The organism is Rhodoferax sp., assembly GCF_025354435.1.
Classification (GTDB): Bacteria; Pseudomonadota; Gammaproteobacteria; order Burkholderiales; family Burkholderiaceae_C; genus Rhodoferax_B.
Map to the genome: position 1 here is coordinate 75,439 of NZ_JANXMU010000045.1, position 23,319 is coordinate 98,757.

The window sequence follows — 23,319 nt, forward strand, 5'->3', positions numbered from 1 at the left end:
AAGTTTAGACGGCGGGCACCGAGCGCGTACCGCCCAGCGTGATCCGCGCAAACACAAAGGCGGCAATTGCCGACCCGGCAATTCCCAGCACCATAGGCCGGGCGCTGCCGTCCACAAACAGGCCCACCACGGCCATCACCAGCGCGCCCACCACAAATTGGAGAGTGCCCATCAGGGCCGATGCGGTGCCAGCAATCTCACCGTGTTCTTCCAGCGCCAGTACGGCGGTGGTAGGTACGACCAGGCCCAAAAAGCCAAAGCCGACGAACAGCAGGGCAATCAGCACGTCCAGTCGGTCTACGCCGCCCAGGTTCACCAGCAGCAGCACCGCCATCACTGCGGCAAAGCCGGTTACGGCGATGTTCACCACCTTGACCAGCCCAAAGCGCTGGCTGAGCTTGCCGGTGAATTGCGACACGCCGATGAAGGCGGTGGCGTTGACCGAGAAGGTAATGCTGTACTGGCGCGGTGTGAGCCCGTAGTGGTCGATCATGATGAAGGACGAATTGGCCAGGTAGGCAAAGAAGCTGGCCATGCCAAAGGCCCCGATCAGCACCAGCCCCAGGTAATGCCTGTCGCGCAGCAGCTTGCCGTAGCCCGCCAGGGCACTGCCTACGCTGCTGTTGACCCGCTCGGACGCAGGGCGGGTTTCGGGCAGGCTGGTGGCCAGCAGGGCCAGGCCCAGAGCTGCAGCCACCGTGACGGCCCAGAACACGCTGCGCCAGCCAAACCATTCGATTAAAAAGCTGCCCGCCAGCGGGGCCAGGATGGGCGACACGCTGAACACCAGCATCAACAGCATCAACAGCGACATCAGCCGGGCAGCATCATGGCCGGTGTGCAGGTCGCGCACGATGGCCCGTGGAATCACCATGCCCGCGCAGGCCCCCAGGCCCTGGATGAAGCGCAGCACCACCAGGGTGTGCACGTCGGGGGCCAGCGCGCAGCCAATGCTGCCTGCGGCAAACAGCAGCAGGCCAAAGTACAGCGGTGCCTTGCGACCAAACATGTCGGATACCGGGCCGTAGATGATTTGCCCAATCCCCATCGACACAAAAAACACCATCAGACTGAGCTGCACCGCCGCCATGGAGGCGTTCAAGGTCTGGCCGATGGAGGGCAGGGCGGGTAGGTACATGTCGATGGCGAACGGGCCAATGGCGGACAGCAAACCTAAGACCAGTGCGGTGCGGAAAAAGTGCGATTTTATATGGCGACTCTGTAACGGAAACCCAAAAACGGAAAAACCCGCAGAGCGTGTGCTCTGCGGGTTTTAAATTTGGTGGTGATAGGTGGATTTGAACCACCGACATCAGCATTATGAATGCTGCGCTCTAACCAACTGAGCTATATCACCAAAGAAGAAAATTATATACCGGATTTTGCTGCCCGTTTTAACGGTGCGTAAAAACTGCCTTGCGCTTGTTCAAAAACGCATCCATGCCTTCGCGTTTGTCGGCGGTGGAGAACATGGCGTGGAACAGGCGACGTTCGAACAGCATGCCTTCGCTCAGGCTGCTCTCGAAGGCGCGGTTGACCGATTCCTTGGTGGCCATCACCGCCAGTTGCCCGTAGTCGCAAATCATCAGGGCGGCGCCCAGCACCTCGGTCATCAGCTGGTCCAGCGGCACCACGCGGCTGACCAGGCCAGCGCGCTCGGCTTCGGTGGTGTCCATCATGCGGCCGGTGAGGGCCATGTCCATGGCCTTGGATTTACCCACGGCGCGCGGCAGGCGCTGGGTGCCGCCGCCGCCGGGAATCACGCCCAGCTTGATTTCGGGCTGGCCAAACTTGGCATTGTCTGCGGCGATGATGAAGTCGCACATCATCGCCAGCTCGCAGCCGCCGCCCAGCGCAAAACCCGCCACGGCCGCAATCACCGGCTTGCGCACGGTGCGCATGATTTCCCAGTTGCGGGTCACGAAGTCGGTCTTGAAGGTTTCGGCAAAATCGTAGGCTGCCATGGCCGCGATGTCCGCGCCCGCTGCAAAGGCCTTCTCGCTGCCAGTGACCACCATGCAGCCAATGGCGGGGTCGGCATCAAACGCCTTGAGCGCGTGGCCCAGCTCGTCCATCAACTGGTCGCTCAGTGCATTGAGCTGCTTGGGACGGTTCAGGGTGACGATGCCGACCTTGCCGGCTTCGGTGGTAACGGTAATTGCCTGGTAATCCATGAAATGTCCTTGTATTGCTGAAAATCAGTTTGCTATTAAAAAAGTAGCATTTAGCGTAGGTGGTGTATGCGCTAAAAGCACTTTTTATATAAATCAGGTTTTGCCGGGTTCCAGCCACGCCATCACGGCGCGCGGGTTCTCGGTGGCCAGCCGCCAGGTGGTGGTGCTGGCTACCGTGGGCAGGGTCAGCGGCAGGCGCAGCAGGCGTTTGTCGCGTGCCACCAGGGCAGTGACCTGGCGTGCTTGGCCCGCCGATCCGGTGTAGAGCAACAGATCGTCCAGCTTGGCCATGCGCCAGCCGCCCGCGGCGGTTTCCACGCCCAGCCATTCGTCGCCCGCTGCCATGCCCGCCTGCTCGGCCGCACCGCCACGCAGCACCACCTTGACCTGCACGCCCTGGGTCTCGGCCACGCGCAGGCCCAGGCGCTGGGCCAGTTGGGCCGGGTCTTCATGCACCGCCACGCCGTGGCCGGCCAGCAGGTCTTTCAGCGGCAAGTCGGCGGTGCCGTGCACCCAGGCCTGGATTTCGGCCTCGAAACTGCGCCCGGACAATTCGGCCAACACCTCGGCAAAGTCTGCCTCGCGCATCGGCCCGGCCTGGCAACGCTGCCACAGGGCGCGCATCACCTCGTCCAGCGTGGTCTGGCCCTGGCCGCGCAGCGTCAGGTCGAAGCACAGGGCCACCAGTGCGCCTTTGGTGTAGTAGCTGACCGTGGCATTGGGGGTGTTTTCGTCCTGCCGGTAGTACTTCACCCATGCGTCCATGCTGGCCTGGGCCACCGACTGCACGAAGCGCCCCGGCGTTTGCTGCACCTGGTTGATGGTTTTGTTCAGCAGCTTGAGGTAGTGGGCGTTGTCCAGCAGCCCGGCGCGGCGCAGCAGCAGGTCGTCGTAATAGCTGGTGAAGCCCTCAAAAAACCACAGCAGCGAGGTGTACTGCTCCGCGTCATAGGCGTAGCGCGCAAACTCGGCCGGGCGCAGGCGCTTGACGTTCCAGGTGTGGAAGTATTCGTGGCTGATCAGGCCCAGCAGGGTGGTGTAACCCTCGCTGCGCTTGACCGGGGCCGCGGGTTTCTTGGCCTCGGCATCCGGGGTGCGGGGCAGGTCGCGGCGGTTGCAGAACAGCACGGTGGAGTTGCAATGCTCCAGCCCGCCGTAGCCGTCGTCCACCGCGTTGAGCATGAAGACATAATTTTTGTGCGGCGGTTTGCCGGGCTTTTTGCCGTTGCCATCGGCGCTGTGCCAGAAGCGGATCTCGGTCTCGCAAATCGCCTTGGTGTCGGCCAGCAGCCGCGCGCCGTCAAACGAGGGCGGTGCGCCCGCCACTACAAAGCGGTGCGGTACGCCGCAGGCCTTGAACTCACCGCTCCAGAAGGTGCCCAGTTCCACCGGGCAGTCCACCAGTTCGTCGTAGCTGGCGGCCTGGTACTGGCCGAAGCCTGCGGTGTCCACCTTGGTGGCGGTCAGGCCGGTGGCGACCGACCAGTGGGCGATGGCCGGGGCGGCCACCAGCTCCAGCCCGTGCGCCGCATCCTCCTGCCCGTGCACCCGCAAAAACAGGCTGCTGCCGTTGAAGAAGCCACGCGTCGCATCCAGCCAGGCGGTGCGCACCGATGCGTCATTGGCGTAGACCTCGCACACCAGCACCAGCGGTTTGCCTGGCTGTGCCGCGACTTCCCAGGTGTTTTTGTCCAGCTGCTGCAAGGGCAGGGCGCGCTTGCCTTGGCGGGCGTGCAGATGCTGCAGGTTTTTGGAGAATTCACGGACCAGGTAGCTGCCCGGAATCCACACCGGCAGCGACACCCGCTGCAAGGCGGTGGGCTGGGCAATGGTCAGCGTGACGCGGAAAAGGTGTGCGTGGAGATTGGCAACCTCCACGCGGTAATGGACGGAAGTGGTCGCGATGGGGTTAGGCATGGGGCCAAGAATACCCCACTGGGGTCAGGTGCCTGCAGCGCCCAGTACGCAGCACAGCACCGCCACGATGGTGATGTGCAGGCGCATCGGCAGCCAAGCCGCCAGCCCGGCGCGGGGCCAGGTCTTAAAGTCCACCACGCAGCAGGCCATCAGCAGCAAGCCCAGCAGCGGCAGCCCCGCGTAGGCCGGCATTACCACCGCCACCCATGCGACCAGCGAGGGCACCACCCCCCAGCCGAGGTGCCATCGGCCATGCGGTGCGTTCAACGTATCGGGGCGCAGCGCAATGCCCCAGTGGATGCCGCCCAGAAACGCAGCGATAACCCCCGCGTAGCTGACCAGCGCGATGGCCACAAACGGGTGCAGGTTGTCCGCCACCATCCACACCAGCGCGGCCAACAGCACGAAAGGCACCAGGCCCAGATAAGCCAGGCGGCGCACCAAAGTTTCCACAGACATGTTTTGCATGGGCAGAATTCTCACGGCATTCGAGGCCGGTGCCGCTGGGCGTCTGAGGATTATTTTGCGTGCTATGTATTAAATAGCTTTAGCCCCTTGCAAGAAGGGGCTTGGCGAAGACACGAAGTGTGTAGCGTGGGGCGCTACTTGATCTTGGCCAGTTGCGCTTCGACCTGTTCCGATGGAACGGCGCCGGGGATGCGCGAACCGTCAGCAAACAGTAGCGTGGGCGTGCCGGTGATGCGGTATTTTTTGCCGAATTCAACGTTGCGTGCCAGCGCGGGCGCATTGCAGTTGGCGGCTGCCTGGGGCGGTGTCTGGCTGCGCAGCATCCAGTCGTTCCAGGCCTTGGCCTTGTCTTTGGCGCACCAGATATTGCGGGCCTTGTCGGTAGAGTCGGCGCTCAAAATGGGGTACAGGTACAGCGAGACGGTCACGTTGTCCACCTTCTGCAGGTCTTTCTCAAAACGCTTGCAGTAGCCGCAGTTGGGGTCTTCAAACACCGCAATCTTGCGTTTGCCGTTGCCGCGCACGATGGTGAAAGCGTCTTTGCTGGGCAGGCTGTCGAAGTCCACCGCGCTGAGTTTGTTGATACGCTCTTCGGTCAGGTTGCGGCGGGCCTTGGTGTCGATCAGGTTGCCCTGGATCAGAAAGTTACCTTCGGCATCGGTGTACATGACGTCACCGCCGCTGATGGTCAGCTCAAACAGCCCGGGCATGGCACTTTTATTGACTTCTTCGATCTTGGGCATTTGCGGAATGCGCTCGGCCAGGTTCTTTCGGAGGGAGGCTTCATCGGCCTGTGCGCCCAAGCACGCGATGGCCATGGTCGTGGCCACCGCAAATTTCAAAAACGTCATGTCAATTCCCAATTGTTTCTAATCCCATAGCCTGCCGAGCGACCCAGGTTTTGACCCAGCCGCTGCGCTCAAACCCCTGCATGCCCCAGTTGCGCAGCCCCTGCGTGGTCGCGTCGCCGCGCGCAAACAACTGCTGCAAGCCATCCGTCGCCCCGCCCACCGCCAGCAGCGCCGTCTTGCGCGCCCGCTCGTACTGCCGCAGCAGCTTGGTATCGCCCACACTGCGCCAATAATCGCGGCCTTGCAGCACTTGCGCCAGCGTGGCCGCATCGCCCAGGCCCAGGTTCAGCCCCTGGCCCGCCAGCGGGTGCACGGTGTGTGCCGCATCGCCTGCCAATACCCATGCGCGCTGGTCAAGGCTTCCGATCCAGCGGCTGGCCTGCGCCTTGTGCAATGGCCAAGCCGCCCGTGTGCCGTCCAACGCCAGGCTTCCCAGCGCGCCGTGGCTGGCCTCTTGCAAAGCCAGGCAGAAATCTTCGGGCGACAAGGCCTGCAACGCGGCGGCGCGGCCGTCTTGAACAGACCACACCACGGCCACAGAGTTCCCAGCCTCGCCCTGCAAGGGCAAAAAAGCCAGGATATCGCCGTTGGCAAACCACTGCCGTGCCATCTGTTCGTGCGGCCTCTCGCACATCAGCCGGGTGGCAATGGCCTGCTGGTGGTAGGGCATGCTGTCGAAATCTACGCCCAACTCGGCCCGTGTGGCGCTGGCCTTGCCTTCGCACACCACGGTGAGGGCGGCCGTAACGGGGCTGCCCACCACTTCGATCATCGGCTGGTAGCGTACGGCCTCGCCCAGCCGGGCTTCCAGCGCGGGTACGTCCACGATCCAGGCCAGCGCGGGCGCGCTCTGCTGGCTGGCGGTAAAAGTGACCTCGCCGCCCTTATCGCCCCAGACGTGCATCTGCTGCACCGCCGTGGCGTGCTCCGCATCGGGCCAGCAGCGCAATGATTCGAGCAGGGTGCGCGATGCCGTGTTGAGTGCGTAGGCGCGCACGTCGTCGGCCGGGTGGGGGTGGGCCGGGTCGGCCACCAAAGCTACGCGCAGCCGGTCGCGCGCCAGCAACAACGCCAAAGTGCGGCCGACAATGCTAGCGCCACGGATACAAATGTCAAAAGGTTGGGCCATAAGAATCTAGGTTGAACGGACGCTGCGGTCCGTCCAAGGATTGTAGGAGCCGGGCACAATCCAAGACTTTGCCCCCCCAGGATGCCCCTCATGGATGTCAACGCCACCATCACCCGCCTGTTCGTCTACCCCGTCAAATCCTGCGCCGGTGTAGCGCTGGACCATGTGGCGCTGACCGAGACGGGCCTGGAGTTCGACCGCGCCTGGATGGTGGTGGACGCGCAGGGCCAGTTTGTCACCCAGCGCGAGCTGCCGCGCATGGCTCTGGTCCAGCCCCAGCTCAAAACATTTGAGATGGTTTTACGGGCTCCAGGCATGCTGGACCTGCACGTGCAGCTAGACAAAGTAGAGCACGCCGTGCAGGCCACCGTGTGGAAAGACACCGTGCCCGCCTTCGACATGGGCGACTTGGCGGCGCAGTGGTTTAGCGACTTTCTGGGCCGCCCGCTGCGCCTGGTGCGCTTCAACCCCGACCACCGCCGCTTGTCTAGCGCGCAATGGACGGGCGATGCCGAGGGCCTGAACCAGTTCTCGGACGGCTACGCGGTGCTGGTCATCAGCGAAGCCTCATTAGACGGGCTGAACGTGCGCCTGGCAGCCGCCGGGGAAGCCGCGGTGGCCATGGAGCGCTTTCGCCCCAACATTGTGCTGGCAGGCATGGAAGCCCACGACGAAGACCGCCTGGACGAGCTGTTGATCGCCACCGCCCAAGGCGAGTCCCGCCTGCGCATGGTCAAACCCTGCCCGCGTTGCCCAATTCCCAATATCGACCCGGCCACCGCGTTGAGCACCCCCACCGTGGGCGACATGCTGCAAACCTACCGCCAGACTGCCGTGGTCGGCGGGGCTGTGGCCTTTGGCATGAACGCCATCGTGCTGGCTGGGGTGGATAGCGAGTTGCGCGTAGGCCAAAGCGCCTCGGCTGACTACAAATTTGACTGACCGCATGCTCGACACTATTGAAGCGGACGATGGGGAGTTGCAGGCCGGGCTTAGCGCCGTGCAAAAGCTGCCAGAACCCGGGGCGATGCCATGACCGAACCCTTGCAAAGCCTGGGCCTTCAGCTCACCGCCCTGTTGCGCCAAGCAATTGCAACTGCGAACACAGAGGTGGATGCCATCATCCAATGCGGCGAACGTGGTAGTGCCCGCATCGACCACCAACTCGACCAGATGCTCGGCTTTTGCTGCGATCCAGACATGCTGCTGGCGTTCAAGCGCCTGTGCCGTTACTACTTCACCATCGACCCAGCAGCCACGGCTGGGCATATGCAAGCGTATCGGGAGATGTGGGATATGCCGGATGACCTGCAAGTCGGGGGGTGCGCATGAGCGCAGTCAGGCTGGCTTTGCAGCAACTGCAGGTCATCGGTGAGGATTGGGCGCTCTGACTGGGGTCATTACAATGGCGGGCTTCACACAGCCCCCTGCAGCAGCGCAGCGGGCCTGTTCTCCCTCTTTTTTCCTCTGCGCCGCGGTGTTTTTACCGGCGCAAAGATTCGGCTCCTGAAGGATTCCCCATGAAATGTGGCATTGTGGGCTTGCCCAATGTCGGTAAATCGACCCTGTTTAACGCCTTGACCAAGGCGGGCATCGCTGCGGAAAATTATCCCTTTTGCACCATCGAGCCCAACGTCGGCATCGTCGAGGTGCCTGATGCGCGCATGTCCCAACTGGCCGATATCGTCAAACCCGAACGCATGGTGCCCGCGGTGGTCGAATTTGTCGACATCGCTGGTTTGGTGGCTGGTGCCAGCACCGGCGAGGGCCTGGGCAACAAGTTTTTGGCGCATATCCGCGAAACCGATGCCACCATCAATGTGGTGCGCTGCTTTGAAGACGACAACGTGATCCACGTGGCGGGCAAGGTCGATCCAATCTCGGACATCGAGGTGATCCAGACCGAACTCTGCCTGGCCGATCTGTCCGCCGTGGAAAAAGCCTTGCACCGCGTCACCAAGCTGGCCCGCTCGGGCGACAAGGAATCCATCAAACTGGTGGCAATTCTGGAGAAGTGCCAGGCGGCGCTGAACGAAGCCAAGCCGGTGCGCACGCTGGACTTCAGCAAGGACGAGTTGCCGCTGCTCAAGCAATTCTTCCTGATCACTGCCAAGCCCGCCATGTTTGTGGCCAACGTGGCCGAAGACGGGTTTGAGAACAACCCCATGCTCGACCGCCTGAAGGCCTATGCCGACGCGCAAAACGCGCCCGTGGTGGCCATCAGCGCCAAGATGGAAGCCGAAATGGCCGAGATGGAGGACGAGGACCGCGCCATGTTCCTGGAAGAGCTGGGCCAGACCGAACCCGGCCTGAACCGCCTGATCCGCGCCGCCTACACCCTGCTGGGCCTGCAAACCTACTTCACCGCCGGTGTAAAGGAAGTGCGCGCCTGGACCATCCACGTCGGCGACACCGGTCCGCAAGCGGCCGGTGTGATCCACACCGATTTCGAGAAGGGCTACATCCGTGCCCAGACCATCGCGTTTGACGACTTCATCGCCTTCAAGGGCGAGCAGGGTGCCAAGGACGCGGGCAAGATGCGCGCCGAAGGCAAGGAATATGTCGTCAAGGATGGCGACGTGATGAACTTCCTGTTCAGTTCTTAATTTATAAGCTTTTTAGGCCTCTAGCGTATATCCTACCTGCGCTAGTAGCTATGAAAACTGTAGTAATCACTTTTCTCCACTGTATTGCCCCCCATGACCGAACCGGTTCGCCTTGCCAAACGCCTAGCTGAACAGCTGGCCTGCTCCCGTAGCGAGGCGGAGAAGTACATCGAAGGCGGCTGGGTGCGGGTGGACGGGCAGGTGGTGGACGAACCGATGTTCCGCGTCGGCGCGCAAAAGATCACCGTGGACTCCGATGCCAGCCTGCTGGTGGCGCCCACGGTCACGCTCTTGCTGCACAAGCCGGTAGGCTTTACGGCAGGGCTGGACGCAGGCCCCGGCCCGAAGGCGCAGCCCGCGCTCAGCTTGCTGACGCGCGAAAACCATGCTGCCGACGACCGCTCCGGCATCCGCACCCTGAAGAAGCACTTCGCCCAGTTGCGTCTGGCCACGCCCATGGACAGCCGCGCCAGTGGTTTGGTGGTCTACACCCAGGATGGCCGCGTGGTGCGCAAGCTGGAAGAAGATGTGGACCTGATCGAGCACGAGGTGATGGTGGAAGTGGCGGGCGATGTCACCCCCGGCATGCTGCGCAAACTGGCCGACCCGGTGCAATACATTGAAAAAATTCTGACGGCCGCCAAGGTCAGCATCAGCAGCAACACCGATACCGAGACCCGCCTGCGTTTCGCCCTCAAAGGCGAGCGCCCCGGCCAGATCGACTACCTGTGCGAAAGCGCGGGTTTGCAGATCCGCAGCGTCAAACGCATCCGCGTGGGCCGTGTGGCCATGACGGCCCTAGCGCCCGGGCAGTGGCGCTACCTGGCCGAACACGAGCGGTTTTAAAACCAGTGTGCCGGGAACGCCCACACCAGCGACCCGGTCAGCACCACATAGCGCAAAAACTTGCCTATCGCCATATAGCCCAAGCAGGGCCAGAACGGCAGCTTGAGCCAGCCCGCCACCGCGCACAGCGGGTCGCCCACCAGGGGCAGCCAGGCCAGTAAACAGGCTTTAGGCCCCAGCTTTTCCAGCCAAACCAGCACGCGGGTGTGGTGCTTGGAATGGCTGTATTTGTCTGCCACCCGGTGCGCGCCAAAACCCATCCACCAGTCCACCGCACCGCCCAGGGTGTTGCCCATGGTGGCGACCAGCACGGCGGGCCAGAATAGTTCGGGGTTGAGCTTGACCAGCCCAAACACCACCGGCTCCGAGCCCAACGGCAGCAGCGTGGCGGAGATGAATGAGACAATAAAGACGGTGCTCAGGCCGAATTGCGGCAGGGCCAGCAGGGTCAGCAAATGTTCGATCCAGGATTCCATCGGGGCAGTATAGGAGGGCGCTGGCAGCGGTTTACCGCCAGTCCCGCATAACTTCCACTATGTGAAATCATGAAGCCGCACTGCGAAACCGGCCATTGCTGCACTGCAATAATTTTTACCAAACTACAAAAACTGTTTTCGCATCATAAAAAATTAATTGTAAGTTGTTGATTTTGTTGATTTATATTTTTAATCTTATATAAGACATAAGAGTATGAAAAGTCTTATAGAAGACTTAGAATTTGTCCATCGGCACCGCAAGCAACCGCAGTGCAGACCCCTTTCAATCCACCTTGGAGTTTTTATGCCGCAATCCATCACCGAACAACTCAGCCGTGACCAACAAGCTGCCGCTCTGCAAAAAGACTGGGACACCAACCCCCGTTGGAAGGGCATCAAACGTGGTTACACCGCCGCCGAAGTCGTGCGTCTGCGTGGCTCTTTCCCCATCGAGCACACACTGGCCCGCCGCGGCGCAGAAAAGCTCTGGGATTTGTTGCACACCGAGGCGTACGTTAACTGCTTGGGTGCGTTGACTGGTGGCCAGGCCATGCAGCAAGTCAAGGCGGGTGTAAAGGCGATTTACCTGTCGGGCTGGCAAGTCGCTGCAGACAACAACGGTTACGCCGCCATGTACCCCGACCAGTCGCTGTACCCCGTGGATTCGGTGCCAAAAGTGGTTGAGCGCATCAACAACACCTTCCGCCGTGCCGATGAAATCCAGCACTCCAAGGGCATCGACGCTGGCGACGCAGGCTACATCGACAACTTCGCGCCTATCGTGGCCGATGCCGAAGCCGGTTTCGGCGGCGTACTGAACGCATTTGAACTGATGAAGGCCATGATCAACTCCGGCGCGGCCGGCGTGCACTGGGAAGACCAATTGGCTTCGGTCAAGAAATGCGGCCACATGGGTGGCAAGGTGCTGGTGCCTACGGTGGAAGCCTGCCAGAAACTCATCGCCGCCCGCATGGCTGCCGATGTGTGCGGCGTACCGACTTTGGTGATTGCCCGTACCGATGCCGAAGCCGCCGACCTGCTGACCAGCGACTACGACGAAAACGACAAGCCCTTCATCACCGGTGAGCGCACCTCCGAAGGTTTCTACAAGACCAACAAGGGTATCGACCAGGCCATCAGCCGCGCCATTGCCTACGCCCATTACGCCGATCTGGTGTGGTGCGAAACCGGCACGCCGGATCTGGAATTCGCCAAGAAGTTTGCCGATGCCGTGCACAAGGTGCACCCCGGCAAGATGCTGGCCTACAACTGCTCGCCGTCCTTCAACTGGAAGAAGAACCTGGACGATGCGACCATCGCCAAGTTCCAGCGCGAACTGGGTGCCATGGGCTACAAGTACCAGTTCATCACCTTGGCTGGTATCCATTCCATGTGGTACAACATGTTCGACTTGGCGCAAGACTACGTGAAGCGCGGCATGACGGCCTATATCGAGAAGGTGCAAGAACCCGAGTTTGCCGCCCGTGACCGGGGTTACACCTTTGTGTCGCACCAGCAGGAAGTGGGCACCGGTTACTTCGACGAAGTTACCACAGTGATCCAGGGCGGCAAGTCCAGCGTCACCGCGCTGACCGGTTCCACCGAAGAAGAGCAGTTCCACTGATCTAAGGCCTTTGGGCCTATCCGCAAAAAGCCCGTCTGTGTACGGGCTTTTTGCATTGTTGGCTATCGATTCCAGAGCGGCGGCAAGCGCAGTGGGGGCGGGGCAGGCGGCGGGTCGTCGTCGCTGCGGGCCACCACGCGTTCCACCAGCACGTCGCCCGTGCCGCGGTCCAGCAGACCAAGCTCGGCGGCCGCGGCCTGGCTCAGGTCGATGATGCGGTGGGTCAGGATGTGCGGTCCCCGGTCGTTGATGCGCACGATGACGCTTTTGCCGGTGCTCAGCAAGGTCACCTTGGCGTAGCTCAGCAAGGGCAGGGTGCGGTGTGCAGCCGTCAGGGCGGACATCTTGAAGATTTCACCGGATGCTGTGCGTCGGCCATGGAAACGTTTACCGTACCAACTGGCTTTGCCGCGCTGGGCCGTACCGCTACCCAGATCAGTTGCCCAGAAGTCGGTTGCCGAGGCACTGGGCGGCGGGAGCTCGGGGGCTTCGGCGCTGCTGTCGGCCGAGGCGGGTGTTTGTGCCTGCACCCCGGTCGCACATCCCCACAGGGCGGTCACCACCAGCGCAAACACAACGGAAGACTTTTCAAACATGGCGGCATGTTAGTGCCTGTCTGCAAACGGTCATCGACAGGTCACCACGCGCGTGTAAGCAAAAGTGAGATTTCAATTGCTGAAATTTTGGGCAGTTAGAATGCCTTTCCTCCCCGATTTCCCATCGTATTTCCTTGGCGCCCCACCGGCGCTGACTCCTATTCCTATGCACATTGGCCCGTACGCTTTAGCGAACCGCTTGTTTGTTGCGCCCATGGCAGGCGTGACGGACCGGCCGTTTCGGCGTTTGTGCAAATCCCTGGGCGCAGGCTATGCGGTCAGCGAAATGGTCACCTCGCGGCGCGACCTGTGGGCCACGCTGAAGACCTCGCGCCGTGCCAACCATGACGGCGAAGTCGCCCCCATCGCCGTGCAAATCGCCGGCACCGATGCCGAGATGATGGCCGAGGCCGCCGCCTACAACATCGCCAACGGCGCGCAAATCATTGACATCAACATGGGTTGCCCGGCCAAGAAGGTCTGTAACAAATGGGCCGGTTCGGCGCTGATGCAAGACGAGCCCCTGGCCCTGGCCATCGTGGAGGCCGTGGTGGCCGCCTGTGCTCCGCACAACGTACCCGTCACCCTGAAGATGCGCACCGGCTGGAGCCAGGCGAATAAAAATGCCGTGTCGCTGGCGCGACAGTTCGAGCAAGCCGGTATCCAAATGCTGACCGTGCATGGCCGCACCCGCGAGCAGGGCTATACCGGCCACGCCGAATACGACACCATCGCCGCCGTCAAAGCCGCCGTGCGCGTGCCCGTAGTGGCCAATGGCGACATGACCACCCCCGAAAAAGTGCGCGATGTGCTGGCCGCCACCGGGGCCGACGCGGTGATGATTGGCCGCGCCGCCCAGGGCCGCCCGTGGATCTTCCGCGAAGTGGCGCACTTTCTGGACACCGGCACCCACCTGGCCCCGCCCCTGGTGGTTGAAGTGCAGCGCCTGCTGCTCGACCACCTGCAAGACCACTACAGCCTGTACGGCGAGTACAGCGGCGTGCGCACCGCCCGCAAGCACATTGGCTGGTATGTCAAAACCTTGCCCGGTGGCGAGGCCTTCCGCGCCCGCATGAACCTGCTGGAAGATCCACAGCAGCAATGGGCCGCGGTGGACGTATTTTTTACCGAGATGGCCAGCCGTATGGACCGCATGCCCGCGGCCATTAGCCTGGACCCCGAACAACAACATCTGCACATGGAGAGTGCCGCGTGAGCCAAAAAAGTATCGACGAGTGCGTGCGCGCCAGTCTGGAAAGCTATTTCAAAGACCTGGACGGCATCGACCCCGCAGGCATGTACGACATGATGGTGCGGGTGGTGGAAAAACCCCTGCTCGAAGTGGTCATGGCCCAGGCCGACCACAACCAGTCGCGCGCCGCCGCCTGGCTGGGCCTGAACCGCAACACCCTGCGCAAAAAGCTGCTCGAACACAACCTGATGGAGTAAGCCGCCACGGCTTGTTCATAACGATTTTTAACCTCCCCCTCGACTTCCCGATGCCCATGAACGCACTTCTCTCCGTCTCCGATAAAACCGGTGTTTTAGAACTTGCCCAGTCCCTGCACGCTCTGGGCTTTGGCCTGCTGTCCACCGGCGGCACCGCCAAGCTGCTGGCCGACAACGGCCTGCCGGTCACCGAAGTGGCCGACCACACCGGTTTCCCCGAGATGCTGGATGGCCGCGTCAAAACCCTGCACCCCAAGGTCCACGGCGGCCTGTTGGCGCGCCGCGACTTCCCTGAGCACATGGCCGCGTTGAAGACGCACGACATCGCCACCATCGACCTGCTGGTGGTCAACCTCTACCCGTTTGAAGCCACCGTCGCCAAGCCCGGCTGCACGCTGGAAGATGCCATTGAGAACATCGACATCGGCGGCCCCGCCATGGTGCGCAGCGCCGCCAAGAACTGGAAAGACGTGGCCGTGCTCACCGATGCCAGCCAGTACGCCACCGTGCTGGCCGAGCTGCAAGCCACCGGCAGCGTCAGTCACAAGACCAAATTCGCCCTGTCCGTTGCCGCGTTCAACCGCATCAGCCAGTACGACGGGGCCATCAGCGACTACCTGTCCAGCATCGCTGAAGACGGCAGCCACGCCCAGTTCCCTGCGCAAACCAATGGCCGCTTCGTCAAGCTGCAAGACCTGCGCTACGGCGAAAACCCGCACCAGCAGGCTGCCTTCTACCGCGACCTGGTCCCCGCGCCCGGCTCGCTGGTTACCGCCAAGCAGTTGCAAGGCAAAGAACTCAGCTACAACAACATCGCCGATGCCGACGCGGCCTGGGAGTGCGTGAAGAGCTTCGACGTGCCTGCGTGTGTGATCGTCAAGCACGCGAATCCCTGCGGCGTGGCCGTGGGCGCGAACGGCCTGGAAGCCTACAGCAAGGCCTTCCGAACCGATCCCACTTCCGCTTTTGGTGGCATTATTGCCCTCAACCGCATATTGGATAAAGACGCTGCACTACAGATTTCGAAGCAGTTCGTCGAGGTGCTGATGGCCCCCGGCTACACCGCCGAAGCGCTGGAAGTGTTCAAGTCCAAGGTCAATGTCCGCATTCTGGAAATCGCTTTGCCACCGGGCGGCACGACCGCCTGGGACAAGGGCCAGAACGCCATGGACATCAAACGCATTGGCTCCGGCCTGCTGATGCAGACCGCCGACAACCATGAGCTGGTGCTGGCCGACCTGAAGGTCGTCACCGCCCTGCAACCCACGCCGCAGCAGCTCGAAGACCTGCTGTTTGCCTGGAAAGTCGCCAAGTTCGTCAAGAGCAACGCCATCGTCTTCTGCAAGGACGGCATGACCATGGGCGTGGGCGCTGGCCAGATGAGCCGTCTGGATTCCGCCCGCATCGCCAGCATCAAGGCTGGTCACGCCGGTCTGGCCCTGGCGGGCACGGCTGTCGCAAGCGATGCCTTCTTTCCGTTCCGCGACGGCCTGGACGTGGTGGTGGACGCGGGCGCGACCTGCGTGATCCAGCCCGGTGGCTCCATGCGCGACGACGAAGTGATCGCTGCCGCCAATGAGCGCGGCGTGGCCATGGTGCTCACCGGCGTGCGCCACTTCCGCCATTAAAAGCATGCTGCGTGCCCCGCTGACCCTGGCCGTGCTGTTGGGCAGCGGGCTAGCCGCAGCCCAGTCGCTCCCGCCCCAGGAGTTGGCCCAGAAATCCGACTGCATGGCCTGCCACGGCATGGTGCAAAAACAGATCGGCCCCGGCTTTGCACAAATCGCCGCGCGCTACCGGGGCGATGCAGATGCCCCGACACGGCTGGCGGGCAAGATTCGCAACGGCAGCGTGGGGGCCTGGGGCCGTGTCATCATGCCCCGGCACCCGCAACTGACGGATGCAGAAACTCTGGCACTCGCCCGCTGGGTCCTATCCCAACCATCGCCTTAAGCCATTCATAACAGGAGACTTCCCATGTCCGATCTCATCATCATCGCCCGCGCCCAGGCCAAACCCGGTTTTGAAGCCGTGCTGGTCGCTGCCCAAACCGCACTGGTCGAGCTGTCGCGCCAGCAGCCAGGCTGCATCGCCTACGAACTGCACGAAGACCTGGGCCAGCCCGGCAAGGTGTTGTTTTACGAGCGCTGGGCCGACCGCACATCCTGGGAAAACCACATTGCCGGTGCCCACAGTGTCGCCTTCCGCGCCCAGGCGGGCGACTGGGTGGGTGAATCTGAGCTGCTGCAGATGCGCCAGGTGGCTTAGGGCATTCCTGGCCTGCACCTGAAAATTGTGTTTTTAGAAAAAATAGGCCGCTAGCGCATATGCCATATACGCTAGTAGCTATATTTTAAATAGCATCCTCATGCGGATGCGGGCTGGCTACGGGGCTTGGCTGTCGACTTGGCCAGCAAGATCGCCGTGGCCGCCACCAGGCAGGCCGCGCCCGCCACGTACAGCGCCGGGGTGTACGAGAACATCACCGTGCGCGTCAGCCCGGCCCCGTAGGCGGCGACCGCGCTGCCCAGCTGGTGGCCGGCAAACACCCAGCCGAAAATCATGCCCGCGCGCTCTTTGCTGAAATGTGCGCTGACCAGCTTCACTGTGGGCGGCACAGTGGCCACCCAGTCCAGCCCGTAGAACATGGCAAACAACGACAGGCCGTAGAGCGTGAAGTCCGAATGCGGCAGCCAAAACAGCGACAGCCCGCGCAGGCCGTAGTACCAAAACAGCAGCTTGCGGTTGTCAAAGCGGTCGGACAGCCAACCCGACAGGATGGTGCCGACAAAGTCGAAGCCGCCAATCATCGCCAGCACCGAAGCCGCAGGCAGGGCCGCCAGCCCATAGTCGCCACAGAGCGAAATGAAGTGCGTCTGGATCAGCCCGCTGGTGCTGAGCCCGCAGACGAAGAAGGTCCCAAACAGCACCCAGAAGGTCGAACTTTTAGAGACGCTGCCCAGCACGTTCAGCGGCTCCATGAAGCCCAGGCGCTTGTTGGGCAGCGGTGCGTCGGGCACGTCGGGATTCGCCCCAAAGGCGCGTAACCCCAGGTCTTGCGGGCGGTTGCGGATGAAGCAAAAAGCCAGTAGTGCCACCAGCAGGCAGGTGATGAACACCGGCGTGATGGCCACGCGCCAGCCGTAACGCTCAATTAGCCAGGCCGCCAGCGGCAAAAACACCAGTTGCCCGGTGGCCGAGCTGGCCGTCAGCATACCCAGCACCAGGCCGCGGCGCTGGTCAAACCAGCGGGTGGCGACCACCGCGCCCAGTACCAGGGCCGTCATGCCCGAACCTACGCCCAGCAGCACGCCCCACAGCAACACCAACTGCCACAGCGCCGTCATTTGCGTGGCTAGCAGCAGGCCGCTGGCCACCAGGACCAGGGCGGTGCAGATGATGGTGCGCAGGCCGTAGCGTTCCATCAGGATGGCGGCAAACGGCCCCATCAGCCCGAACAGCATGAAGCGCAAGGCCATGGCGCTGGAGATCTGGTCGGTGCTCCAGCCGAACTCTTTGCTTAGGGGTTGCAAGAAGGCACCGGGCAGGCCCAGCGCGGCCGACGAGCTGAGCATGGTCAGGAACACGATGGCCAGGATGGCCCACGAAAAGTGGATGCCCCGGCGTTGCAGCCAGAGGGAAACGGGTTGTGCAAACATGGTTTTAGACGTGGGGGGAGGTTGGGGAAATGGTGGCCAGCAGGTGTTCGCGCGCAGCCACCAGCAGTTCATCCGACAGCGCTTCGCCCTGCGTGGCCCGGGCCAGCACCAGTGCGCCGACCAGGGTGGAGAGCTGCGCCAGCGACTGGCTGCGGTCGGCGGCGGCGTCACCGGTGTTTTGCAGCGGCAACAGCACCGAGAGCAGGCTGGTCACGCCGGCCAGGTAGGCGGCGTGGATGGGCTTGTCGGCAGCCTCCCGGGCCACATCCCCGGCCAGCGAGGGCAGCGGGCAGCCGGTGCCCACATCGTCGCGGCTTTGGGGGGTGAGGTAGGCCTGGACGATAGCGCCCAAGGCGGCGGCAGGGGTTGGCTGGGCGGCGGCACGCTGGGTCCAGCGGGCGGTGGATTGCGCAAACGCCTGTGCGCAGGCCACGGCCGCCAGCGCGTCTTTGGACGCAAAGTGGCCGTAGAAGCCGCCGTGGGTCAGCCCCACCTCGGCCATCAGATCGGCCAGGCTTAAGCCCTGGATGCCCCGGGTGCGGAACAGGCGCGAGGCGGCTGCTTCGATGGCGAGGCGGTTGCTGTCGGTCTGGGCGCGTGAAACTCGGGGCATGGATGGTCCTGCGGATGGTTAATAGATTGTAGGCATCATGAATAATAGATGTCAATAACAATCTATTAAAGAGAAAATTTATACAAAATCAGCCTATAGCGTAGGTTGCGTCTGCACTAGCAGCTATGTTTACGATAGTAAGCAGGCGAAAAAAAAGACCGCGCAGGGCGGTCTTTTTAGGCGGTGGAGTAGCGTGGTTTAGCGCCAGTAGCGGCCACCGCGCTGGTAGCCGAAGTTCAGCTCTACGCCAATCGGCACGGCGGGGCGGTAATAGGGCACGGCCTGAACAACCACCGGGGCGGCCACGGTGTAGGCGGGTTCGGGCTGGTAGTAGTCGCCCGAAATCACCTGTTGCTGTAACGGTGCACGCACGGGCGGCATGTTGCTGCTGCCCATGGGGCTGACTTGCAACGCGATGGTCGGGCCGGGGTCGTTGGGCATCGTGGTGGTGTACTGCTTGCCCGCGTACTCGTAGACCACGCTGTAGCCTGCGTTGCGGTTTTCAAAGAAGGTTTGGGTGCTGCAGTTTTGCACGGTTTGCAGCTGGGTCTGGCCGGGCGCTTCGATGCTGTTGCCCAAAATGGCCCCGCCCACAATGCCCAGCATGGTGGCCGCCGCACGACCACCGCCACCACCGATAGCATTGCCCATGGCACCACCGGCAATGCCGCCCATCAAGGCCCCCGCACCGGAGCGCTGGGTTTCCACCGCCACCTGCTGGTTGCTGCACACCTGGCGGGGCACGGCGACTTGCTGGTTGATGGGGGTGCTGGAGATCACACGCCCGGTTTCCTGGGCGGCCGCGAAGCCTGTGACCAGGGTCAAGGCGCTGAGGAGAAGAATCTTTTTCATGGTAATGATTAAACGCCTGGAGGCCCGAAAAGTTTCAGGCTTTACCGCGTATTTTCAATTTTCCCACAGAAAAATTTATACAAAAAATGCCTCTAGCACAGGTAAAACCTACGCTAGTAGCTATATTTTTGATAGTTCTTTGAAAACTGCATGCGCCGCTGCTACGGTGGTCGCAATGTCGTCTGGCGTGTGGGCGGCGCTGACAAAACCGGCCTCGTACAAAGCCGGGGCGATGTACACGCCGCGGTTCAGCAGGCCGTGGAACAGGTGGTTGAAGCGTGGGCCGCTGGTCTTCATGACCTGCGGGTAGTTGCTTGGCAGGGTGTCGAGCAGGAAGAAGCCGAACATGCCACCCTCGCTGTCGCTGCTGAAGGCGACGCCCTCGGTATCGGCAGCAGCCTGCAGGCCGCTGACCAGCGACTGGGTGGTAGCAGACAGGGCTTCATAAAAACCGGGCTTGCGGATTTCGCGCAACGTGGCCAGCCCGCAGGCGGTGGCCACCGGGTTGCCCGACAGCGTGCCCGCCTGGTACACCGTGCCCAGCGGGGCCAGGTGTTCCATCACCGCGCGCGAGCCGCCAAAGGCCGCCAGCGGCATGCCGCCGCCAATCACCTTGCCCAGCACCGTCATGTCGGGGGCAAAGCCGGGGATGGATTTGGCGTAAACGCTTTGGGCGCTGCCCAGGGCGACGCGGAAACCGGTCATTACTTCGTCGAACACCAGCAGTGCGCCGTACTGCGTGCACAGCTCACGGCAGCGGCGCATGAAGGGCACCGAGGCGCGCACAAAGTTCATATTGCCCGCGATGGGCTCGATCATCAGGCAAGCGATGTCCTTGCCGTGCAGGGCAAAGGCTTCTTCCAGCTGGGCGATGTGGTTGTACTCCAGTACCAGGGTGTGCTGCACCACTTCCGGTGGCACACCGGCGCTGGTGGCGCTGCCAAAGGTGGCCAGGCCGGAACCGGCCTTGACCAACAGCGCATCGGCGTGGCCGTGGTAGCAGCCTTCGAACTTGATGATCTTGTTGCGGCCGGTGGCACCGCGCGCCAGGCGGATGGTGCTCATGGCGGCTTCGGTGCCGGAGCTGACCAGGCGCAGCATCTCCATGGAGGGCACCAGCGACAAAATTTCTTCGGCCAGTTCGACTTCGCGCTCGGTGGGCGCACCGAACGAGAAGCCTTCGAGCAGCGCTTTTTGTACCGCTTCGACCACGGCGGGGTGGCCGTGGCCCAGGATCATCGGGCCCCAGGAGCCGATGTAGTCGGTGTAGCGCTGGCCGTTGGCATCCCAAAAGTAGGCACCTTGGGCGCGCTGCACAAAGCGCGGCGTGCCGCCCACGGCCTTGAAGGCGCGCACGGGGGAATTTACGCCGCCGGGGATGACTTTGACGGCGCGGTCAAACAGGGCTTGGTTCAGATCAGTGTCGGGTTTCATTCGGGGCCTCTAATGCGGCGATTGCGCGCAGGGTTTCTTCGTCTAAGGGTTGGTCGGGGTCGCTGCCGTCGTCCGGTGCGTCGTCGTCTTCGGGCTGGGCCCAGAACATGCGGTCGGGCAGGATGTGGCCCATGCCGGGGCGGAAACCGCCGTCCAGGCAGCGGTCCAGGTAGCTCATGGCTTCATTGGTGGCTTCGGCCAGGTCGCTGCCACTGGCCAATAGCGCAGCCAGCGCGGCAGACAGGGTTTCGCCCGCACCGGCAAAGACGGCTTCAAACAGCTCGAACTTTTCGCTGACCAGCACGGCCTGCGGGCTGGTGAGCACGTTTTCCACGTGCTGGTCGGGCAGAGGGATGCCTGTGACCAGGGTGTAGGGCACGCCCATGGCCGCGGCGGCCTTGGCGATATCACGCGGGGTAGGGTTGCGCTCACCGCTCCAGTCGGGCAGCAGCCAGCGGCGCAGTGTGCTGTGGTTGCCCACCAGCACAGTGGTTTGCGGCAGCATCAGCTCGCGGAAGGCATCCAGGTAGTCTTCGATCTTGTCCTCGTCCCACCACGATAGGTTGGGCATGTAGGCCACCACCGGCACGTCGGCGTAGTCGGAGGTGATTTCGGCAATCGCGCTGACGTTTTCCGGGCTGCCGACAAAGCCGACCTTGAAGACCTGCACGGCAATGTCTTCCAGCACCGCGCGGGCCTGCTCGGTGACGGCTTCTTCGTCAAAGCAAAAGTGCTCAAAAATTTCGCCAGTGTCGCGGGCATAGGCCCCGGTGACCACGGGCAGGGCATGGCCGCCGACCGAGGCAATGGCGGTGGTGTCGGCCGCCAAGCCGCCTGCGCCGCTGGGGTCGCTGGCGTTGAACACCATCACGCAGGCCGGGCCTTCCAGCGGGTCGTCTTCGGCCTCTTCCAGGGCTTCTGGCACTTCGGCCACATCGGGCAAATCGTCGGCAGGAGGTTTTTTGGGGGGAGTTGGGGAAGTCATGGGCCTAAATCGGCATGGGCCGCGTACAAAATGGTCAAGGCAATAATTTGCGTCTATACAATCCTTTTCATTCTATTGCTAAGGCTTTTTACGCTGTGACTGACTCTAAAACTTGGATGTGCCTGATTTGTGGCTGGATTTATGACGAAGCCACGGGCGACCCCGACTCGGGCATTGCCGCAGGAACCGCCTGGGCCCTGGTACCCATGAACTGGACCTGCCCTGAATGCGGTGCTCGTAAGGAAGATTTCGAGATGGTTCAACTTTGATGCGCGGCGACCGTCCGCGTTGTCCTATTCTTTCCAGAAGAGGTGTCACGTGAGTACGCTTGCCACGACTTTCAAAGTCCTTGTGGTGGACGACAGCAACACGATCCGTCGCAGTGCTGAAATCTTCCTGAAACAAGGCGGGCATGAGGTGTTGCTGGCCGAGGACGGCTTTGATGCCCTGTCCAAGATCAACGACCACCAGCCGCAGCTGATTTTTTGCGACATCCTGATGCCTAAGCTGGATGGCTACCAGACCTGCGCCATCATCAAACGCAACCCTAAATTTGCGTCCATTCCGGTGGTCATGCTGTCGTCCAAAGACGGTGTGTTTGACAAGGCCCGTGGCCGCATGGTGGGCTCGCAAGACTATTTGACCAAACCGTTTACCAAAGACCAGCTGCTCCAGGCGGTGCAGCAGTTCGGTGCCGCCTTGCAAGGAACCATTTGATGCCTATCCACAACGTGCTGATCGTGGACGATTCCAAGACCGAGCTGATGTACCTGACCGACTTGCTGGAAAAAAATGGCATGTCGGTGCGCACCGCGGAAAACGCCGACGAGGCCTTTCGCCGCCTGGCCGAGCAAAAGCCGGACCTGATCCTGATGGACGTGGTAATGCCGGGGCAAAACGGCTTCCAGCTGACCCGCACCATCAGCCGCAACCCTGAGTTTGCCGACGTGCCCATCATCATGTGCACCAGCAAGAACCAGGAAACCGACCGCGTCTGGGGCATGCGCCAGGGGGCCCGCGACTACATCACCAAACCGGTGAACGCTGCCGAGCTGAAGGCCAAGATCGGCGCCTTGAACAGTACTTCGAAGTAGGGTAGCGGCACCCATGGCGAACCGCGAAGCGCTCCGAGAACTACAAACCCGATTGGCCTCCCGCCTGCAAGCGGCCCGCAGCGAAGGGCTGTCGGTGCGTTGGTTGGCGGCCCATGTCGGCGGTGCCCGCTACCTGTTTCCACTGGCCCAATGCGGCGAAATTTTTCCGTGGACCCCGGTGCAGCCCGCGGCCTACACCCAGGCCTGGTTCATGGGCGTGGCGAATCTGCGTGGCGGCCTGTGCGGTGTGGTTGATCTGGTGCGCTTCATGGCTCCCGACACGCTGGCGCTTCGCAGCGATGCCGCCTTGTCCGAGTGCAGCCTGTTGTCGTTCAACGCGGGCATGGAGCTCAACTGCGCGCTGCTGGTAGACCAGCTCAGTGGCTTGCGCGGCCTGGATTCATTTACCGCATCGGCACCCGCTGCCGAGGGTGCCCCCAGTTATTTTGGCCCCGTCCACACCGATGCGGCCGGTCTGCCCTGGCAGGAAATCAACCTGCTGAACCTGTCCCAACTTCCTTCTTTTCTGAGCATCAGTGCTTAGGG

General features: G+C 62.3%; 27 protein-coding genes and 1 tRNA gene. 14 read left to right on the plus strand and 14 right to left on the minus strand.

Going from position 1 to position 23,319, the window contains the following annotated elements:
* Window positions 1-4: 4 nt before the first annotated feature.
* From Q0T48_RS12100 to Q0T48_RS12130, 7 genes are all read right to left on the minus strand, one after another.
* On the minus strand, window positions 5-1,210 hold the full coding sequence (locus Q0T48_RS12100; protein WP_295956791.1) for a multidrug effflux MFS transporter: 1,206 nt from the start codon (window positions 1,208-1,210) through the stop codon (window positions 5-7).
* A 70-nt stretch (window positions 1,211-1,280) separates the two neighbouring features.
* Window positions 1,281-1,357: transfer RNA gene (locus tag Q0T48_RS12105), tRNA-Met, on the minus strand.
* Between the two features lie 37 nt (window positions 1,358-1,394).
* Window positions 1,395-2,174 carry an enoyl-CoA hydratase gene (locus Q0T48_RS12110; RefSeq protein ID WP_295956664.1) on the minus strand — a complete coding sequence of 260 codons (780 nt, stop codon included), beginning with the start codon at window positions 2,172-2,174 and terminating at the stop codon, window positions 1,395-1,397.
* Window positions 2,175-2,267: 93 nt separating this feature from the next.
* The gene (locus Q0T48_RS12115; protein ID WP_295956666.1) at window positions 2,268-4,091 is read right to left on the minus strand and encodes a peptidase M61; all 1,824 of its coding nucleotides are present in this window, start codon (window positions 4,089-4,091) and stop codon (window positions 2,268-2,270) included.
* Between the two features lie 24 nt (window positions 4,092-4,115).
* Window positions 4,116-4,559, minus strand: a complete 444-nt coding sequence (locus Q0T48_RS12120; RefSeq protein ID WP_295956668.1) for a DUF3429 domain-containing protein — start codon at window positions 4,557-4,559, stop codon at window positions 4,116-4,118.
* Window positions 4,560-4,693: 134 nt separating this feature from the next.
* Window positions 4,694-5,410 carry a DsbC family protein gene (locus Q0T48_RS12125; protein WP_295956670.1) on the minus strand — a complete coding sequence of 239 codons (717 nt, stop codon included), beginning with the start codon at window positions 5,408-5,410 and terminating at the stop codon, window positions 4,694-4,696.
* Between the two features lies 1 nt (window position 5,411).
* The gene (locus tag Q0T48_RS12130) at window positions 5,412-6,539 is read right to left on the minus strand and encodes an FAD-dependent monooxygenase (protein WP_295956673.1); all 1,128 of its coding nucleotides are present in this window, start codon (window positions 6,537-6,539) and stop codon (window positions 5,412-5,414) included.
* A 90-nt stretch (window positions 6,540-6,629) separates the two neighbouring features.
* Here Q0T48_RS12130 and Q0T48_RS12135 point away from each other — a divergent pair, with 90 nt between their 5' ends.
* The 4 genes from Q0T48_RS12135 (at window position 6,630) to Q0T48_RS12150 (ending at window position 9,991) form a co-directional block, all read left to right on the plus strand.
* Window positions 6,630-7,481 carry an MOSC N-terminal beta barrel domain-containing protein gene (locus Q0T48_RS12135; protein WP_295956675.1) on the plus strand — a complete coding sequence of 284 codons (852 nt, stop codon included), beginning with the start codon at window positions 6,630-6,632 and terminating at the stop codon, window positions 7,479-7,481.
* Between the two features lie 90 nt (window positions 7,482-7,571).
* Window positions 7,572-7,871 (plus strand): hypothetical protein, encoded by a 300-nt coding sequence (locus tag Q0T48_RS12140; RefSeq protein ID WP_295956677.1) that lies wholly within the window; start codon window positions 7,572-7,574, stop codon window positions 7,869-7,871.
* Between the two features lie 188 nt (window positions 7,872-8,059).
* The gene (gene ychF / locus Q0T48_RS12145) at window positions 8,060-9,145 is read left to right on the plus strand and encodes a redox-regulated ATPase YchF (RefSeq protein ID WP_295956679.1); all 1,086 of its coding nucleotides are present in this window, start codon (window positions 8,060-8,062) and stop codon (window positions 9,143-9,145) included.
* A 93-nt stretch (window positions 9,146-9,238) separates the two neighbouring features.
* The gene (locus Q0T48_RS12150; protein WP_295956681.1) at window positions 9,239-9,991 is read left to right on the plus strand and encodes an RNA pseudouridine synthase; all 753 of its coding nucleotides are present in this window, start codon (window positions 9,239-9,241) and stop codon (window positions 9,989-9,991) included.
* On the opposite strand, the gene Q0T48_RS12155 is transcribed toward Q0T48_RS12150, so the two are convergent.
* Window positions 9,988-10,467: a YqaA family protein gene (locus Q0T48_RS12155; RefSeq protein WP_295956683.1), complete on the minus strand. Its 480-nt coding sequence runs from the start codon at window positions 10,465-10,467 to the stop codon at window positions 9,988-9,990. The genes Q0T48_RS12150 and Q0T48_RS12155 overlap by 4 nt on opposite strands.
* A gap of 304 nt (window positions 10,468-10,771) precedes the next feature.
* Between Q0T48_RS12155 and aceA the strand changes: the two genes are divergently transcribed.
* A complete protein-coding gene (aceA, locus tag Q0T48_RS12160) occupies window positions 10,772-12,091 on the plus strand; it encodes an isocitrate lyase (RefSeq protein ID WP_295956685.1) in 1,320 nt (439 codons plus the stop codon).
* Window positions 12,092-12,153: 62 nt separating this feature from the next.
* Here the strand turns inward: aceA and Q0T48_RS12165 are convergent, their stop codons facing one another.
* Window positions 12,154-12,687, minus strand: coding sequence for a septal ring lytic transglycosylase RlpA family protein (locus tag Q0T48_RS12165; RefSeq protein WP_295956687.1), 534 nt, complete (start codon window positions 12,685-12,687; stop codon window positions 12,154-12,156).
* 166 nt (window positions 12,688-12,853) lie between these two features.
* On the opposite strand from Q0T48_RS12165, the gene dusB reads away from it, so the two are divergent.
* The 5 genes from dusB to Q0T48_RS12190 are packed head-to-tail and all read left to right on the plus strand — an operon-like array spanning window position 12,854 to window position 16,404.
* Window positions 12,854-13,903: a tRNA dihydrouridine synthase DusB gene (gene dusB, locus Q0T48_RS12170; RefSeq protein ID WP_295956689.1), complete on the plus strand. Its 1,050-nt coding sequence runs from the start codon at window positions 12,854-12,856 to the stop codon at window positions 13,901-13,903.
* Window positions 13,900-14,136 carry a Fis family transcriptional regulator gene (locus tag Q0T48_RS12175; protein ID WP_295956691.1) on the plus strand — a complete coding sequence of 79 codons (237 nt, stop codon included), beginning with the start codon at window positions 13,900-13,902 and terminating at the stop codon, window positions 14,134-14,136. The genes dusB and Q0T48_RS12175 overlap by 4 nt, the downstream gene beginning before the upstream one ends.
* A 50-nt stretch (window positions 14,137-14,186) precedes the next feature.
* On the plus strand, window positions 14,187-15,764 hold the full coding sequence (gene purH / locus Q0T48_RS12180) for a bifunctional phosphoribosylaminoimidazolecarboxamide formyltransferase/IMP cyclohydrolase (RefSeq protein ID WP_295956693.1): 1,578 nt from the start codon (window positions 14,187-14,189) through the stop codon (window positions 15,762-15,764).
* Between the two features lie 4 nt (window positions 15,765-15,768).
* On the plus strand, window positions 15,769-16,089 hold the full coding sequence (locus Q0T48_RS12185) for a c-type cytochrome (RefSeq protein WP_295956694.1): 321 nt from the start codon (window positions 15,769-15,771) through the stop codon (window positions 16,087-16,089).
* 24 nt (window positions 16,090-16,113) lie between these two features.
* A complete protein-coding gene (locus tag Q0T48_RS12190) occupies window positions 16,114-16,404 on the plus strand; it encodes a putative quinol monooxygenase (protein ID WP_295956696.1) in 291 nt (96 codons plus the stop codon).
* Between the two features lie 98 nt (window positions 16,405-16,502).
* Here the strand turns inward: Q0T48_RS12190 and Q0T48_RS12195 are convergent, their stop codons facing one another.
* The 5 genes from Q0T48_RS12195 to Q0T48_RS12215 all read right to left on the minus strand — a co-directional run bounded on the left by Q0T48_RS12195 (window position 16,503) and on the right by Q0T48_RS12215 (window position 21,679).
* Complete coding sequence (locus tag Q0T48_RS12195; RefSeq protein ID WP_295956698.1) at window positions 16,503-17,795, minus strand: MFS transporter; 1,293 nt, start codon at window positions 17,793-17,795, stop codon at window positions 16,503-16,505.
* 4 nt (window positions 17,796-17,799) lie between these two features.
* Window positions 17,800-18,408, minus strand: coding sequence for a TetR/AcrR family transcriptional regulator (locus tag Q0T48_RS12200; protein ID WP_295956699.1), 609 nt, complete (start codon window positions 18,406-18,408; stop codon window positions 17,800-17,802).
* 198 nt (window positions 18,409-18,606) lie between these two features.
* On the minus strand, window positions 18,607-19,260 hold the full coding sequence (locus Q0T48_RS12205) for a hypothetical protein (protein WP_295956701.1): 654 nt from the start codon (window positions 19,258-19,260) through the stop codon (window positions 18,607-18,609).
* A 120-nt stretch (window positions 19,261-19,380) separates the two neighbouring features.
* Window positions 19,381-20,694: a glutamate-1-semialdehyde 2,1-aminomutase gene (gene hemL, locus Q0T48_RS12210; RefSeq protein WP_295956704.1), complete on the minus strand. Its 1,314-nt coding sequence runs from the start codon at window positions 20,692-20,694 to the stop codon at window positions 19,381-19,383.
* Window positions 20,678-21,679 (minus strand): bifunctional hydroxymethylpyrimidine kinase/phosphomethylpyrimidine kinase, encoded by a 1,002-nt coding sequence (locus Q0T48_RS12215; RefSeq protein WP_295956705.1) that lies wholly within the window; start codon window positions 21,677-21,679, stop codon window positions 20,678-20,680. Before Q0T48_RS12215 ends, hemL begins: the two co-directional genes overlap by 17 nt.
* 95 nt (window positions 21,680-21,774) lie before the next feature.
* On the opposite strand from Q0T48_RS12215, the gene Q0T48_RS12220 reads away from it, so the two are divergent.
* From Q0T48_RS12220 to Q0T48_RS12235, 4 genes are read left to right on the plus strand one after another with little or no spacing between them, the layout of a single operon-like run.
* Window positions 21,775-21,948 carry a rubredoxin gene (locus Q0T48_RS12220; RefSeq protein WP_295956708.1) on the plus strand — a complete coding sequence of 58 codons (174 nt, stop codon included), beginning with the start codon at window positions 21,775-21,777 and terminating at the stop codon, window positions 21,946-21,948.
* A gap of 49 nt (window positions 21,949-21,997) precedes the next feature.
* The gene (locus tag Q0T48_RS12225; RefSeq protein ID WP_295956710.1) at window positions 21,998-22,396 is read left to right on the plus strand and encodes a response regulator; all 399 of its coding nucleotides are present in this window, start codon (window positions 21,998-22,000) and stop codon (window positions 22,394-22,396) included.
* Complete coding sequence (locus tag Q0T48_RS12230; protein WP_295956712.1) at window positions 22,396-22,773, plus strand: response regulator; 378 nt, start codon at window positions 22,396-22,398, stop codon at window positions 22,771-22,773. Before Q0T48_RS12225 ends, Q0T48_RS12230 begins: the two co-directional genes overlap by 1 nt.
* A gap of 13 nt (window positions 22,774-22,786) precedes the next feature.
* Window positions 22,787-23,317, plus strand: a complete 531-nt coding sequence (locus tag Q0T48_RS12235; RefSeq protein ID WP_295956715.1) for a chemotaxis protein CheW — start codon at window positions 22,787-22,789, stop codon at window positions 23,315-23,317.
* Window positions 23,318-23,319: the final 2 nt, after the last annotated feature.